The following is a 14638-nucleotide window of genomic DNA, read 5'->3' as shown; positions in this document are numbered from 1 at the left end:
AGATGCCTGCCTGCCCCACCAGGGACGTCCTGGACGAGCTGTTGCCCGCAGACACGCCTCCCGACCTGATCGCGCGCCTGCGGGCCGCGCCGGACGGCGAGACGCGTGCGCTGGCGCTGGTGGCCGTGGCGCGCCACACCCGCGAGACGACCCTGAGCGGCGCGCAGGCGCTGGGCGAGGCGGCCCTGAGCGAGGCGCTGCGCGCCGCCTCCCCGCGCGCCGCCGTGGAGGCCCTGATCGGCCTGAGTTTCGTCTCGGCCAGCCTGGGGCAGCAGGAACGCGCGCTGGACACCGTGGCGCGCGCGCAGACCATGCTCGAGGAGCATCAGCTCACCGACCTGCTCTCGGGCGTGCTGAACACCCGCGCCCTGACCCGCCTGACCGGCGGGGACGTGACCGGCGCCCGGCAGGACCTGCAAGACGCCCTGGATCTGGCCCGGCACGCCCGGCACCCCGGGGATCAGGGCAACGCCCTGGTGAACCTGGCGTGGCTGGCCTGCAGCAGCGGCGACCCCAAGGACGCCCTGCACCACCTGAACCTGCTGGAAGAACTCACCCACGCCCTGCCCGCGGGGCCGCAGGGCGACGAACTGCGGCTGTGCCTGCACGAGGGCCGGGCGCACGCCTACGCCCTGCTGGCCCGGCAGGCCCAGGAACTGGGCCGCGCCGACGCGCAGCGGCAGGCGGCGCAGCAGGGCCTGATGGTGCTGCGCGCCGCGCACTCGGCGCTGCGCGACACGCCCAGCCTCACCAGCGAGCTGCTGTGCGCCGCGCACGAGTCCACGCTGCTGCGGCTGCACGGCGACCTGATCGGCGCGGAACGCGCGGCCCGGCGCGCGGCCCAGCTCAACGCCCTGCTGCGCCAGCAGCTGTACATCGAGCCGCAGCTGTGCCTGGCCGAACTGCTGCAGTCCCGCGGGGAGTTCGACGCGGCCCTGGCCGAGTACCACTCGGCGCTGACCATCGCCCGGCGGCAGCACCGGCACCTGGACATCCAGCGGCTCCTGAGTGCCATCGGCGCGCTGCACGAGCGGCAGGGCCGCCTGAGCGAGGCGCTGCACGTCACGCGCGAGGCGCTGCAGGCCGCGACGGCCGCGCTCGACCGGGTGAACACGGCCGCCGCGCGCCACCAGCAGCTGACCCGGGAACTGCGTCAGGCCCGCGCGGACGCCAGCACCTGGCAGGATCGCCTGCGGCAGGCCGAGGTGCAGGCGCGGCAGGATCCCCTGACCGGGCTGCTCAACCGGCGCGGGCTGGAAGAGGGCCTGCAGCGGCTGCAGTTCCCCGGGGACGGGCCGCGCCCGGCCGACGGCTCGCTGCTGGCGGTGGTGTTCGTGGACGTGGATCACTTCAAGCACGTGAACGACCGGCACTCGCACGCGGTGGGGGATCAGGTGCTGCGCGAGGTCGGGCGGCTGCTGGCGGCGCAGGTGCGCGCTGGCGACCTGCTGGGCCGGTACGGCGGCGAGGAATTCGTGCTCGTGACGCCGGTGCGGACGCGGGGGCGGGCGCACGGGCTGGCCGAGGGGTGCCGGCGGGCCGTGGAGCGGCACGACTGGTCGGCCCTGCTGCCCGGGACGCAGCTGACCGCCAGCGTGGGGTACGCGGTCACGTCCCCGCAGCAGCTGCCGCAGGCGCTGCGGGCCGCGGACGATCACCTGTACCGCGCGAAGAACGCCGGGCGTAACCGCGTGTCCCCCACCGCGCCCTGAGCGCGGGGAGCGGCGGGGCCGTCCGTCCGTGGCAGTCCGGCGCGGGGGGACGCCCGGGCGCTAGACTCACGCTCGGATGCCGCTGGAACCGGGGACGCAACTGACCGGACGTTACGACCTGCTGACCCTGCTGGGCGAGGGCGGCAGCGCCCGCGTGTTCCGCGCGCACGACACCCTGCTGGGCCGCGAGGTGGCCGTGAAGGTCCAGCACGCCCACGTGCCCGACAGTGACCGCGAACGCTTCCTGCGCGAGGTCCGCACCCTGGCGCGCCTGACGCACCCGGGCGTGATTCCCGTGCTGGACCTGGGCACCGACCCGGAGGCCGGGCGGCCCTTTTTCACCATGCCGCTCATGACCGGCGGCCCGGTCACGGCGCTGGGGCCGCTGGAGGACGCGCTGCTGCCCCTGGCGCGCTTCCTGACGGCGGCGGCCGCCGCGTCGCGGGCGCTGCACTTCATTCACGCGCGCGGCATCACGCACCGCGACCTGACTCCGGGCAACGTGCTGCTCGACGACGCGTGGATGCCCCGCATCATGGATTTCGGGCTGGTGGCGCTGACCGAGCAGACCCGCCACCTCACCCGCAGCGGCGTGACGCTGGGCACCCCGGCGTACATGGCGCCCGAGCAGGCGCGCGGCGTGGGCGTGGGCCCCCTGAGCGACCTGTACGCGCTGGGCGCGGTGCTGTACCGCGTGGCGTGCGGCAGTCCGCCCTTCGTGGGCGACAGCGACCAGAGCGTGCTCTACCAGCACGTGTACGAGGCCGCGCCCGACCCGCGCGACCTGAACCCGGCCGTGCCGGACGCCGTGGCGCGCGTGCTCCTGGGTCTCCTCGCCAAGAAACCCGAGGACCGCCCACCCAGCGGCGAGGCCCTGGCGCACCTGTGGGCGCTGGCGCGGCGCGACATCTGGACCTCGCACGCGCGCGGGCAGTACCGGGGTGGCCGCACCCGCAGCGGCGAGCACCCCGACGGCCCGGCGCAGGTGGACGCCCTGCGCGAGGCCTGGAGCGTGCCGCTGCCCGGCGAGGTCACCTGGCCCGCTGCCGTGATGGGCGACGGCGATCTGGTCGCGGTGGGCACCCGCGGCGGGCAGCTGGTCCTCACGCACGCCTCGGGCCGACCGTTCGCCACGTACGCCGCGCGCGACGAGGTCACGGCGCCCGCCACCTTCCACGGCGGGCACGTCCTGTTCGGCGCGTGGGACGGCACGCTGCGCCGCGTGGACCTCATGAGCGGCGCGCAGCTGTGGCAACACAAGGCACGCGCGGAACTCACGGGCGCCCCGACCCTCTGGCACGATCAGGTGCTCGCCAGCAGCCGCGACGGGCACCTGTACGCCCTGGACGCCCGCAGCGGCGACCTGAAGTGGGCCTACCGCACCGGCGGCCCGGTCGCGGCCAGTCCGCTGGTGTGGGCGGGCGCGGCGCTGGTCAGCGACGAGAACGGCTGGCTGCACGCCCTGGACGCCCGCAGCGGCCACGGGCTGTGGAAGGTCGAGGTGGGCACCATGCACGGCACGCCCGCCCTGATCCCCACCGCGCCGGGGGCCGCCACGCTGGTCGTCGCCACCTGGGAGGGCGAGGTGCACGCCCTGACCCTGCGCGCCACCACCGGCCGGGTCAGCGTGGACCCCGACCCGATCCTCTGGACGTACGACCTGGAGGACGAGGTGTGGGCCTCCCCCGCCCTGACGCTGTCGGGGGCGCCGGGCGGCACCGCCATCCTGGCCGGCTGGGGCGGCGAGGTGCGCGCCCTGAGCCTCGCGGACGGCGAGGACCTCTGGACGCACCGGATGCAGGGCCGCGTGACGGCCAGTCCCGTCATCAGCGCCGGCCTGGTCTTCCTGGCCTCCGAGGACGGCGAACTGTGCGCGCTGGACGTCCGCAGCGGCGCGGTCCGCTGGACGCACCGCGAGAGCACCGGCGTGCAGGCCACGCCACTGGCCGCCGACGGCACGCTGTACGTGGCGTTCATGAACGGCACGCTGCGCGCCTACCGCGCCCGCACCCCCTGAGCGCCGGGCCGGCATTCTCAGATGGGAATGACATTTGCTTTAACCCACGGGCCTACACTGGACGCAGTTGAATGCGGCCACCCGCCCACCGGGACCGGCCCGAGGAGGAACTCCCACATGCCCAACATCGGCCCCGCTGAACTCCTGGTGATCCTGATCGTCGCGCTGGTCGTCTTCGGTCCACGTAAACTCCCCGAACTCGGCAAGAGCCTGGGCGCGGGCCTGCGAGAGTTCCGCAAGAGCACCCAGGGCCTGAAAGAGGACTTCGAGGGCAGCATGCGCGACACCCCCCCCGGCCCCGCGCCCGTGCAGACCATCCACGCCCCGGCCCAGGCCGTGGCGGCCGCGTCCCAGCCGGCCCAGGCGGCCGCCGTCACCGCCCAGCCTGCGACGGCCCAGTCGGTGAGTGTCCCGCCGGTGAGCGTCCAGCCGGCCGCCCCCCAGCCCGTCACGGCTGAAGCGGTGGCGGCCCCCACCCCCACAGACCGGGCGTAACCCACCCGCCGAGTCCCCCCGGCCCGCCGCTCACCTGCGGCCTGCCGGGGGGACCGGCGTTGTTACGCTGCGGGTCATATGTGGCTGCCTGGGGGGCTGTGAGTGCTGGCGCGCGTGCGGAGTGCGGCGCTGTTCGGGGTGGACGCGGTGCCGGTGGAGGTCGAGGTGGACGTCTCGCCGGGCCTGCCCGCATTCACGGTGGTGGGCCTGCCGGACCAGTCGGTGAGCGAGGCGCGCGAGCGGGTGCGGGCGGCGGTGCGGAACGCGGGCCTGCCGTTCCCGGCGGCGCGGATCACGGTGAACCTCGCCCCGGCGGATCTGCGCAAGGAGGGCCCGCTGTATGACCTGCCGATTGCGCTGGGCGTGCTGGCCGCGCAGGAGGTCGTGCCGCTGGGGGCGCTGGCGGGGACGCTGGTGGCGGGTGAACTGGCGCTGGACGGGTCGCTGCGGCCGGTGGCGGGCGCGGTGAATCTGGCGCTGTTGGCGGGGTCGCTGGGCGCGGCCGTGCTCCTCCCAGAGGGGAACGCGCCCGAGGCGGCCCTGATCGAGGACGCGCGGGTGTTCGGGGCGGCGTCCCTGCTGGACGCGGTGCGGCACCTGACCGGGCAGGCGCCGCTGGGGGTGACGCCGCCGCCCGTGCCGGACGCCCCGGACGGCGAGGCGCTGCTGGATCTGGCCGACCTGAAGGGCCAGTCGGGGGCGCGGCGGGCGCTGGAGGTCGCGCTGGCCGGGGGGCATAACCTGCTGCTGGTGGGCTCGCCGGGCAGCGGGAAGACGATGCTGGCGCGCCGCGCGCCAGGGCTGCTGCCGCCGCTGACGCGCTCGGAGGCGCTGGAGGTGACGCGCATCCACTCAGCGGCGGGCCTGCTGACGGCGCGCGGTCGCCTGAGCGTGCAGCCGCCGTACCGCGCGCCGCACCACACCGTGTCGGACGCGGGACTGATCGGGGGTGGGGGCGTGCCCCGCCCGGGCGAGGTGAGTCTCGCCCACCGGGGCCTCCTCTTTCTCGACGAGTTCCCGGAGTTCAGCCGCAAGGCGCTGGAAACATTGCGGCAGCCGCTGGATATCGGTTGTCCGGTTTAAGAGTTAGTCCACAGGTGTCCACAGGCGGGGTGTGGAGAACGCAGTGGCCTTATCTTGAGTCCATGCCGTGCCATACGCCGAAGGTCTTTGTCACCGTGAACTATGTGGAGACGGGTGAGGTCGTGCGACAGCTCGGGCCGTATGCGAACGCGGCAGCGGCGCGCCGGGCTGTTCCGGCAGTCACGGGGCAGGCCATGACCTGGGAGCGCACGGCGGAGACGTGGCGGTCGGAGAAGTACCCACTGGCGTACCACGTGCCCGCCGATGCGCCGGAAGTCAGCGCATAGGGTTGACCATGGGTGAATACCGCCCTATATTGAAGAAATCAAGGCGACCTCCGGGTCGCCTTCTTCTATTTGCTCAGCCAGGTCCTCAGGTCATTCCAGCCACCACTGCCGTATGCCTCCGGCCCACTGCCTCGCAGCAGGCGCCACTGCCACGTGCCGCCCTCGCGGGTCATGGTGCCCATCTCGCCGGACGTCCGCTGCGCGTGATACAGGGTGCGCTCTGAGGAGGTCTGTGGATCGGCGGGGAGTGGGCGGCCGGGAAGGAACGTCATCCAGCCAGACTACCGGGCCGGGGTGGGCGGCGCGTCCTGCGGCACCGATGCAGGCCTGGGTGCAGGCTTCGGCGCGGCGGGCAGCTCAGCCCGCAGGATCTCGATCAGGGCACGGTTCGCATCGTCGTGAGGGGACATGCGCGCAGTGTGACAGGGCCGCTCACCTGCGCGTGCCGCATCTGACCGCCGGGGGTACGCTGGGGGTATGCGCGCCCTGATGCTCCTGCTGCTCCTGTCGACCGCCGCCGCGCAGGTCCCCGCCACGGTGACCGGCGTCCCGACCGTCACCGACGGGGACACCCTGCAGATCCGGGGCGTGAAGGTGCGCCTGCATGGCATCGACGCGCCGGAGTCCAGCCAGACCTGCACCCGCGCTGGGAAGGTGTACGGCTGCGGGCGCGAGGCGGCGTTCGCCCTGGCGGACCTCGTGCGGAACAAGACCGTCACCTGCACCCGCAAGGACACCGACCGTTATAGCCGGATGGTCGGCGTCTGCACCGTCGGCGGAACCGAGGTGAATCGCTGGCTGGTGCAGCAGGGCTGGGCCCTCCCGTACCTCCAGTACGGCGGCGGGATCTACAGCAGCGCGGCCAGCGTGGCGAAAGAAGCGAAAAAGGGCCTGTACGCCGGAACCTTCCAGAACCCCTGGGACTACCGGCGCAACCCCAGCAGTCCCGCAACAGCGGGCACACCCAGACCGGCCACCGCTCCCTCTTCCGTCCCAGCAGGCGCAGACGTGTACTACGCGAACTGCACAGCGGCCCGCGCCGCCGGGGCCGCCCCCATCCGTGTGGGGCAGCCGGGGTACCGCCCCGCACTGGACCGGGATAAGGACGGGATCGCGTGCGAGTGAACCGGAGGTCCGCGTGACATCCTCCCCGCCAGACCGGCCGCTGCCGCCGCCCCTGCTCGCCTTCCTGACCCTGTGCGGGATCCTCGGACAGCAGGTCACCACTCCCTTGGGTGTCTGGTGGTGGACTTGGGCCGTGATCCCACCCACCATGCTGTTGACGGGGCTGCTGCTCGGGAAGCGGCAAGGGTCACGCCTGTACGCCGCGGGCGTGGCGCTCACCACAGGCTGGATGATCGGGGCGCTGCTGCGTCTGATCCTGTGGGCGGCGATCACCCTGTCGATGAGATCGGCAGTTGGCTAGAGACTCTACGCGGTCAGTCAGCACAAATCACCCCCACCCCAGCGCTCAGGCCAGGGTGGGGGCGTCTCAATCGCCTGAGTTGTCCGAGGGCTTACCCACCCGGGAACAGCCGCCTGAAGGCCATCTCGACGAGCATGGCCGCGAAGGGGCTGTCCAGCAGCAGGCGCAGCCACTGCGCGCTGGGCGGGGCGAACTCGCGGACCAAGGACTGCACGACGGCCAGGACGAACGCGGCGCGGGCCGTACCGGCCAAGACGGGCTTGAGCTCCTGGGCGGCCTGCACCGCGGCTTCCAGCAGCGCGCCCACTTCGGTCCACGTGGCGCCGTCCCGCAGGGTTTGGGCTTTCGTGACGAGGTTGGGCAGGTGCTTGTCGAGCCAGGGCTGGACGGTGGGGGCATCAAGCAGGGCCCCGGAGCGGGTGGCGGTGCCGAGGGCGACGACGGCGGACAGGACAGTGAACTGGTTCATGGGGTACCTCCAATAGGCGCGGCCCCCGCGCTGAGGCAGGGGCCGGTGAGAGGGTGAGTTGGGAAGCGCAACAGGGTTGCCGGTCAGGCAGATCCATGACGCAACACGGTTGCGGAGCTGGCGGATCCTCATCGCGGTGCTGTTGCGCGGCGGGCCTTACTCGCGTTCCAGCTGCAGCGCGCCGTCCGGGTACAGGGTTAGCCGGGCGCCGTTGTAGATCGTGGGCTTGCCATCCCACAGGACGTTCTCCCCGCCGGTGCCTCGCAGGAACACGCGCGGGACGGCCGGACGCGTCGCCTGTTCGGCAAGCCAGTCGCGCTGGGCCGCCACCCGCCTGAGCCACCCCTTCAGAAAGACCTGCTGATTGGGCCGCGCCTTGACGATGTTCCGGAAGAACTGCTCGCGCGCATCGATCAGCCGCGCCGCGCGTTCCGCCGGGGTGCCCGTCCCTGGGACGCTGCCCAGCATGAGGCGCAGGTTGCCAGGGCCGTGGTTCACGGCGATGTCGTAGGCGACACCCGACATGGGCCAGGGCAGGCCGGATGCGGCGGGCCAGTAGCGCGCTTCGTACAGCGGCAGCACGTCCGCCATGACGAGCGCCCGCATGGGCTTAGCGGGCAGGCCGCGCTCTTTCGTCCAGGCTTCCCAGACCTTCCGGGTGACACCCAGGTTCGTCTCGCCACCGGGGTCGCTGGGGTGGTTCACGTACCCACCCTCCCACTTCGCGGTGAATTCGTGGGCCTTCTCGAAGTCAGTCGTCATGCTCTCCCCTTCCCTGCTGGATGAGTCGCGCGCGCCGCTCGGTCATGCCCAGCACCGCCCAGATGCCGTCGAGCAGTGCCCACACGACGAGCAGCAGCGCGGCGCAGTTGCGGTACGTCTCCTCGATCGGGATGAATGCTGGAATGGTGGCCGCCCCGTTCACGTGGCGCCACACGAAGAACACGCCCGCCACGGCGTGCACGAAGACGGTGAACAGTCGCCACATGCGCTGTTCCGGCCAGGACAGCGCCGTGAGCAGCAGTCGGACCAGGGCGGACAGGAACCATCCGCCGGCCAGGACTGCCCACATGAGCTTGAGCCAGTACCCTTCGATGATCACGTGGGGTCACCTTCCTTCTTCGGGGCCGCGGGGCCGCCGGGGTTCGTGAGTTCGCCGAGGTCGACGTTGTACTTCTGCCCGATCAGCTTCACGGCCGCCCTGAGGGTCCACAGGGGCGGGATCGCGCCAGCGAGCGTGCCGATGGTGGCGCAGACGTACTCGTCGAGGCTGGTCAGCTGGGCCAGGAGCACGGTGGTGCTGGCGCTGAATACCAGGGACAGCAGCAGGAAGCCGTAGAGCTTGGCGCGGTCTTTGGCCATGTCCATGGCGAGGCTGGTGCCCAGCTGGGCGACCAGGCCGAGGCCAGCCGCACCGAAGGCGAGGACCCAGAGGGGAGGAACGGAAGGTTTATCCATGAGTCTCCTGGTGAGATGAAGAACGCCCCAACGGGAATCGTTGGGACGCGGGGAGAAAGCGTGATCTGGTATGGGCCGGGTCAGCAGCGTGGAACTGAGACCCGGAAGTGATTCGCGGCCCATGCCCTCCAGGCGGGCCGCGCGTTCGTTGTGCTGGCATGGTGGGCTCCAATGGAAAACCGCCCCACAGGGGGCGGCTTACGGACAGGGGGCGCGCGTGCTCAGACGGTGTGCTTGCGGGAGAGTGCCGTGCGGAACTCGAGCTGCTCCTCTGGCGTGATGGGGGGCGTCTCGCGTTGGGCCACGGAATGGACGAAGTAGTACGTCGCGCCCAGGATGAGGGCGATGGTGGTCAGGATCATGGGTCCTCCGGAATCAACTAGATTAAGGTTCGTTTAGGATTCTAGAACGGATCATCTGGGCTGCGTGTCAGACGCATTACAAATGAAATTCTTATGAGTATTCGCAGATAGGCTCGCTTGATTGGCTGGGGTGAATAGGAACCGCCCCAGGGCCGGAGAGGCTGGGGCGGTGTCAGTGAAGATCTCGACTCAGTGGTGAGAAATTGGAAGTAACGGACTCAGCATGACGATCCGCGAGATGAGGAGATGACCCAGAGTCGATGGGTGGCTGATGCCGTTACCACCCATCGATTTGTCAAGCAGCCGAGATGGTTTCGGGTACGCCCGCCAGGCTCTGTTGACGTCAATCAGCATCGACCCTGATTCGGCAGCGACTTGCCTGGTCACATCGTTGATGGCGGCCAAGCGACTGGGAGGAACAGCCTCCATTACTGCCGGATCAGGCTGCAGCTCCAAGCTGGTGAGCAGCACAATGCGCGGGGCCGGCTGCCACGCTCGGGTCTGTGTAACGACCGAGCGCAGCCGGTCCCTGTACATGGTCACGAAGGATCCATCGGCTGCACCCTCCCAGATTTCGTTCAGGCCCCAGGCCATCACTAAGGTGCGTGGATGACTGTCCCGGACAGTGGTCATCCACGATTTTCCGGGGATAATCCATGACCGATCCCCAGGATGCCTGGGACCGAACCCTTCCCACCATTGCTCCGGTTCAGCCGTCGCCCCGAGGAAGTGCGGTTTCACGAAGTGGGCGAGACTCCGGCCTCCCAGCGCGAAATTGCAGATTTCGGTGTCAGTCAGGCTGCTGCGCCACTGAGCTACCCAGGTCAGACCTGGCACGGTCAGGATGTCCTCTTCGGCCGTGCTGTCACCTACAACCGCAACGTCACAGGCGCCAACAGACCCGCCTAGTGCCAAGAGCACGATCATTACCCACCAGCAACTTGGCTCCATGCCCCACCATCGTAGAGGAGTGTGGCTGTCTGTCCCGCTCCAAGCGCCTTATCTGTACCTCCCATTAAGGCAAGGTTGCCGCCTGTCGCCTTCAACGTCACGGTGTTCCCTAGTGATTTCAGGATGAGCATGTCGCCCTGACGGCCCGGCGTGATGAAGGTGATGGTGCTGCCCGCACCCTGAGGAGTTATGAACATGTACTCGTTGATGGGGTTCAGTGCAGTATTCCCCGCAGGGAGCACAGCATTCGGCAGATGTCCCAGATTCCGGCGGGCACTGATGTATCCACTGGTGACCAATCCGTAGGGCGCCGATGGAGCGTCGCTGCCAATCGCCCCAAGTTTGTTACCTGCGAAGTCGTTGCCCTCGATCAGCAGATTGGAGATCGAGAATCCGCCGGTGAGCGATGTGCCGACACCCAGACCCCAGGTCTGCGTTTGGGCGTTGCCCTGGTCGTCATAGCAGCGGTTGTTCCGGATCGTCGCCCCTTGTACCTGTCCGAAACTGGCCAGGATGATCCCCGCCTTCTGATTGTTGAACCCCCTCTGGCCATTGTTGAAACAGGTGTTGCCCTCGATCACGACGCCCGCCACGTCATCTGCCTGAATTCCAGCGCTGCCGTTGCTGAAGCAGGTGTTGTTCAGGATCTTGACGCGCGGAACTAACGATGAGTTGGGACCGGTATCGATGCCGTTACCGCTGTTGTATGCCGCCGTGCACCCGGTAATGGTCGTATCAGCTCCAGCCAGGTAGTAGATCCCCGCTGCGCCAATACTGAGGCTTTGGACGGTGTCGCCCTGACCGTTGTGGAGGGCTGTGATACCTTCCGCGCGTCCTCCCGGCGTGCTCATGCTGAGGCCGTCCAGTCCGTTGTAGCTGTATGTGCCACCCCGCACAATGCATCCTGCTGCGTAATAGGGGTCTGCTGGAGTGAGATTCGCGTCCATACCAACTGCACCACCTGCCGTAGCGGCAGGGTCCTCACCGGCCATGCCGGGCATCATTCCGCAGTCGGTAACCGTCGCATCATCGACCAGAGCCCCAGGGCAGTTTTGAAGCAGGTAGCCGAAGCCTGTCCAGGCGTAGAGGCGTGGGCGGACGAGTCTGGGGCGGCGCGCGTTGTACGCGACGATACCGGCAAGGCGATGTGTCTGAAGTGTGCGCTGGCCGTCCATGACCCAGTTTTCGAGATGCACGTCATCAGTGAGAATGGTCAGCACATACCGGAGGGTCATGGCATCCGTCCCCAACTGCGTGTTGGCCCCCAGGATGAGTCGGCCGGCGCCACTCATGCGGTGTGTACTACTCGCCGGGACGTTGATGGTACTGGTAGGTTTGATCAGGTACGGACGGCGGTACTCGACCACCTGATTTGTGCTGGCAGCCATAACCGCGATGATGGCGGCCGTGTCGTCCGTGACGCCATCCCCGGCCGCGCCGAACATCTCTGGCGTCAGAGCTCCGCTCACCTCGCGCATCCACATGCCGCCATCAGCGGCAGAAACTACCGTGCCCCCGTTCGGAGTACCACCCGGCTGCCACACCCAGCGGTTGCCGTCCACGAATTGCGGTCCATCTGCCTGCGAGCGGGTATTCAAGGTAGACAGATGCAGGTTTCCCAGGGCATTCGAGGCTCTCTCGGCCTTGGTATCGGCCTGCTCCGCGAGGGTCTGCGCACCCGCTGCCCGGCCGTCCGCCTGCTGCGCCAGGTCGCGGGCCTCCTGCACGTCCGTGGCGGCGGCGGCCTCCAGTTCCGGGCGGCGCAGCACGCCACCACCCGCCACGCGCTCCCAGACCTGCCCGGCCTCTGCGCCGGTCATGAGGCGGTACACCCCGGCACCGGCCGGGATGGTGGTGTGATCCCCCCCTCATACGCGATGAGTCCAGCAGTCGCGATCGCGGCGAGCCGCGCGGCCCGCAGGTCCGGTAGGAGGGCGGCGGCGGCCACGGCGTTGCTCTTGGCCCCAGCGGCGACCAGGGCGTCCGCCTTCGCTCCGGCGGCGACCAGAGCGTCCGCCTTGGCGTTCGCGGCTGCCTGCGCGTCCGGAATCAAGGCCACGATGGCCGCGCGGGCGTTCTCGGCGGCCTGCGCGCGCTGCTGCGCGTACGTCGTGGCCTGCTGGAACGCCTGGAAGTTCGCGTTGGTGTTGGTGAGTACGGCTTCAGCCATAGGTGGCCTCCAGAGTGTCGAATGCGAAGGCCGTGCCGTCGTCGGTCACGAGCAGGAACTGCCCCCGCTGTGTGCTCACGCCCTTCAGGGGCGTCAGGGTGGCGGTGCCCCCGCCGATCTCCTCGATGCGGAGCTTGCGCAGCGGATAGATGGCGAGGAGGCTACTGCGTGTCACGCGCTCCACCGTGTTCAGGGACACGTTGAACGTCGTCTCGCGCAGGCGCGTGCCGGACGTGATCAGGGTGTTGCCGGGCCGCGTGGCGTCCAGCAGCATCAGGAACTGCCCACGCCACCACACGCTCCGTGCGTACGGCATGGCGTCCTCGATGGCGGCCGTGTGAATCAGCGCCTCCTCGTCATCCTGATACGTCCAGCTGCCGGTGAGGGTCATGATCGGGCGAATGCGGGGGACGCCGTCCCCACGCGGAAACCAGCGGTCCGTGAGCGGCGGGTGGTCCCAGGTGTACGGGTCGGGCGTGCCCAGCGCCTCGCGGAACCCCACGGTGGGCGGCAGGGCCACCAGGAAGTTCTCACTAGTGTCCCGCAGTTCGAAGTTCACGTCCCGCCAGCTGGCGGGGCTCAGGTCAGGGCCGGTCGCCCAGGTGGGGTCTACGGCAGGTGTGGGCATGGCACCTCCTATGCGGTCACGGCCGTGATCACGGCGGCGTCGTCCCGTTTCTTGATGAGGGCGGCCTGCGCGAGCTTGCTGGGGTCGTCAGCCTGCTCGGTCAGGTACGCGGTGTACAGGTTGTCGGTGATGCGATACTCCACGGCGTCCAGCCCCCGCTCGTACGCCGGGCCGAAGTCCGGATCGTCGAGGCGCACGCGTCCCGGTAGATCATCCGGCGGCACGAACACCTGCGTTTCGAGCTCGGCGGGTTCCCGCGCGGGCGGCGCGTAGTGGTACTGGGCAGCGCTGTCGAGGTCGCGCGGGTCGATCAGGTCCGCGCGGAACTCGGTGAGGATCAGCGTGGTCTGGGTGGCGTCGCCCAGGCTGGCGCGGTTGGTGAACAGGACGCGGGTGGCGGGCGCGTCGAGCGTGATGCTGCCTGCGGCCCATCCGGCGCCGTGTTCAGCGAGAGGCGCGACCACGTACCCTGTCTCGTCCGGCACAGCGACCAGCGTGGCCACGTCGCTGCCCAGGCTGCCGGGGGTGCCACTGTAGGCCCGGCCGGTGTACGTGATCCGCTGGAAGGGGTAGGGCGTCTCGAACAGCAGGCCCAGGCGGGTCCCGTCCTGGGTCATGCCGAGGCCGCCGTCCTCCGTGCCGGCCTTCCCATCCCGCAGCACACCGAAGGCGGCCAGGGGCGGCTGTGGGTTCAGGGGCACGTACCGCCCGGCCCCGTCGTAGGTCACCCACGTCCACGTGCCGGGTGCCGCCTGCCAGTACGTGAGGTCCGGGCCGGGCGTGAGGCGCTTGATGCGGGTGCGGTACACGCGGGCGCTGTCGCTACGGCTCAGGTACGTCAGGGGACGCCCGTTGGCACGCTTCCCCAGATACCAGAGCACAGCGGTGTACGGCGTCTCGGCCACCGGACTGCGCCACTGCGGCCGGGCACTGATCTCACCCGTGATGTTCCGCACGGTCTGCGCGGCGGGCCGCGCGAACGCGTACTGGTCCGGCCGCACGCCCACCCACACGTCCACGTTCTCGCGTGTCCCGGCGGCCTGCACCGCCTCGATCAGCCCGGCGAGGGTCTGCTGTGCGCCGTCCTTCACCTCCGGGAAGTCGAAGCCCAGGTCGCTGACGCGCGCCTCGTCGAACAGCACGAGGCTGGGCGTGCCCCACTGCCCGCTGCTGATCACGTCCTGGAACGCGGCCCGCAGGGTCAGGTGGGCCGCCTGGGCGGGCTGCGCGAACCCGTCGCTGAGGACTACCTCGTCGAAGGTGCGGCTCATGCCGCGCAGGGTGTAGCTCTCGCCGTCCACGTCGCGGGCGTTCCCGCCGATCCGCACCTCACCGAACCACACGGCCGTCCAGACGCCGTTCACGCGCACCTGCACCTGCGTGGGCGTCAGGGGCGGCAGGGCGAGGTCGCGGCCCACCGCCGTCCATGTGGCCTCCCGGCAGTCGCCCCGGGCGAGTTGGAGGCGCAGGCCGTTCCCGCCATCCGCGCTGATGTACGTCTCCCGCGCGGGGATCACGCGGGGCTCGCCGCCCGTAACGGGGTACGCGAGCAGCCGGTAGGTCAGGTCATCCATGATTCA

19 protein-coding genes are annotated in these 14638 nt (G+C 69.9%); 7 read left to right on the top strand and 12 right to left on the bottom strand.

What is annotated here, in order from left to right:
• Window positions 1-2: 2 nt before the first annotated feature.
• From AUC44_RS02365 to AUC44_RS02345, 5 genes are all read left to right on the top strand, one after another.
• Window positions 3-1712: a GGDEF domain-containing protein gene (locus AUC44_RS02365; RefSeq protein WP_062157223.1), complete on the top strand. Its 1710-nt coding sequence runs from the start codon at window positions 3-5 to the stop codon at window positions 1710-1712.
• Between the two features lie 76 nt (window positions 1713-1788).
• The gene (locus tag AUC44_RS02360) at window positions 1789-3729 is read left to right on the top strand and encodes a serine/threonine-protein kinase (RefSeq protein WP_062157222.1); all 1941 of its coding nucleotides are present in this window, start codon (window positions 1789-1791) and stop codon (window positions 3727-3729) included.
• A 117-nt stretch (window positions 3730-3846) separates the two neighbouring features.
• Window positions 3847-4224 carry a Sec-independent protein translocase subunit TatA/TatB gene (locus tag AUC44_RS17250; protein WP_062157221.1) on the top strand — a complete coding sequence of 126 codons (378 nt, stop codon included), beginning with the start codon at window positions 3847-3849 and terminating at the stop codon, window positions 4222-4224.
• A 102-nt stretch (window positions 4225-4326) separates the two neighbouring features.
• Window positions 4327-5307 carry a YifB family Mg chelatase-like AAA ATPase gene (locus AUC44_RS02350; RefSeq protein WP_082688917.1) on the top strand — a complete coding sequence of 327 codons (981 nt, stop codon included), beginning with the start codon at window positions 4327-4329 and terminating at the stop codon, window positions 5305-5307.
• 62 nt (window positions 5308-5369) lie between these two features.
• A complete protein-coding gene (locus AUC44_RS02345; RefSeq protein ID WP_062157220.1) occupies window positions 5370-5594 on the top strand; it encodes a hypothetical protein in 225 nt (74 codons plus the stop codon).
• A 65-nt stretch (window positions 5595-5659) separates the two neighbouring features.
• Here the strand turns inward: AUC44_RS02345 and AUC44_RS02340 are convergent, their stop codons facing one another.
• Window positions 5660-5866 carry a hypothetical protein gene (locus AUC44_RS02340; RefSeq protein ID WP_062157219.1) on the bottom strand — a complete coding sequence of 69 codons (207 nt, stop codon included), beginning with the start codon at window positions 5864-5866 and terminating at the stop codon, window positions 5660-5662.
• Between the two features lie 9 nt (window positions 5867-5875).
• Window positions 5876-6004 carry a hypothetical protein gene (locus AUC44_RS17170; RefSeq protein WP_257721367.1) on the bottom strand — a complete coding sequence of 43 codons (129 nt, stop codon included), beginning with the start codon at window positions 6002-6004 and terminating at the stop codon, window positions 5876-5878.
• Between the two features lie 67 nt (window positions 6005-6071).
• Here AUC44_RS17170 and AUC44_RS16970 point away from each other — a divergent pair, with 67 nt between their 5' ends.
• Both AUC44_RS16970 and AUC44_RS16390 read left to right on the top strand, forming a co-directional pair.
• Window positions 6072-6719 (top strand): excalibur calcium-binding domain-containing protein, encoded by a 648-nt coding sequence (locus AUC44_RS16970; protein ID WP_062157218.1) that lies wholly within the window; start codon window positions 6072-6074, stop codon window positions 6717-6719.
• Window positions 6720-6732: 13 nt separating this feature from the next.
• Window positions 6733-7020 (top strand): hypothetical protein, encoded by a 288-nt coding sequence (locus AUC44_RS16390; RefSeq protein WP_157445137.1) that lies wholly within the window; start codon window positions 6733-6735, stop codon window positions 7018-7020.
• A 91-nt stretch (window positions 7021-7111) separates the two neighbouring features.
• Here the strand turns inward: AUC44_RS16390 and AUC44_RS02330 are convergent, their stop codons facing one another.
• The 10 genes from AUC44_RS02330 to AUC44_RS02295 all read right to left on the bottom strand — a co-directional run bounded on the left by AUC44_RS02330 (window position 7112) and on the right by AUC44_RS02295 (window position 14632).
• Window positions 7112-7489: a hypothetical protein gene (locus AUC44_RS02330; RefSeq protein ID WP_062157217.1), complete on the bottom strand. Its 378-nt coding sequence runs from the start codon at window positions 7487-7489 to the stop codon at window positions 7112-7114.
• Between the two features lie 156 nt (window positions 7490-7645).
• The gene (locus tag AUC44_RS02325; protein WP_062157216.1) at window positions 7646-8251 is read right to left on the bottom strand and encodes a glycoside hydrolase family 108 protein; all 606 of its coding nucleotides are present in this window, start codon (window positions 8249-8251) and stop codon (window positions 7646-7648) included.
• Complete coding sequence (locus AUC44_RS02320) at window positions 8241-8591, bottom strand: hypothetical protein (protein WP_062157215.1); 351 nt, start codon at window positions 8589-8591, stop codon at window positions 8241-8243. The genes AUC44_RS02325 and AUC44_RS02320 overlap by 11 nt, the downstream gene beginning before the upstream one ends.
• Window positions 8588-8947: a hypothetical protein gene (locus AUC44_RS02315; RefSeq protein ID WP_062157214.1), complete on the bottom strand. Its 360-nt coding sequence runs from the start codon at window positions 8945-8947 to the stop codon at window positions 8588-8590. The genes AUC44_RS02320 and AUC44_RS02315 overlap by 4 nt, the downstream gene beginning before the upstream one ends.
• Window positions 8948-9168: 221 nt before the next feature.
• The gene (locus AUC44_RS16385) at window positions 9169-9309 is read right to left on the bottom strand and encodes a hypothetical protein (RefSeq protein WP_157445136.1); all 141 of its coding nucleotides are present in this window, start codon (window positions 9307-9309) and stop codon (window positions 9169-9171) included.
• A 189-nt stretch (window positions 9310-9498) separates the two neighbouring features.
• A complete protein-coding gene (locus AUC44_RS16075) occupies window positions 9499-10236 on the bottom strand; it encodes an SGNH/GDSL hydrolase family protein (RefSeq protein WP_197408570.1) in 738 nt (245 codons plus the stop codon).
• The gene (locus AUC44_RS02310) at window positions 10236-12080 is read right to left on the bottom strand and encodes a right-handed parallel beta-helix repeat-containing protein (RefSeq protein ID WP_157445135.1); all 1845 of its coding nucleotides are present in this window, start codon (window positions 12078-12080) and stop codon (window positions 10236-10238) included. Before AUC44_RS02310 ends, AUC44_RS16075 begins: the two co-directional genes overlap by 1 nt.
• Window positions 12077-12430, bottom strand: coding sequence for a hypothetical protein (locus AUC44_RS02305; RefSeq protein ID WP_062157212.1), 354 nt, complete (start codon window positions 12428-12430; stop codon window positions 12077-12079). The genes AUC44_RS02310 and AUC44_RS02305 overlap by 4 nt, the downstream gene beginning before the upstream one ends.
• Window positions 12423-13058, bottom strand: coding sequence for a hypothetical protein (locus tag AUC44_RS02300; RefSeq protein WP_062157211.1), 636 nt, complete (start codon window positions 13056-13058; stop codon window positions 12423-12425). Before AUC44_RS02300 ends, AUC44_RS02305 begins: the two co-directional genes overlap by 8 nt.
• An 8-nt stretch (window positions 13059-13066) precedes the next feature.
• Complete coding sequence (locus AUC44_RS02295) at window positions 13067-14632, bottom strand: hypothetical protein (RefSeq protein WP_062157210.1); 1566 nt, start codon at window positions 14630-14632, stop codon at window positions 13067-13069.
• Window positions 14633-14638 lie beyond the last annotated feature (6 nt).

Source organism: Deinococcus actinosclerus (assembly GCF_001507665.1).
Lineage (GTDB): Bacteria > Deinococcota > Deinococci > Deinococcales > Deinococcaceae > Deinococcus > Deinococcus actinosclerus.
This window is presented reverse-complemented; position numbering and strand designations above follow the sequence as displayed.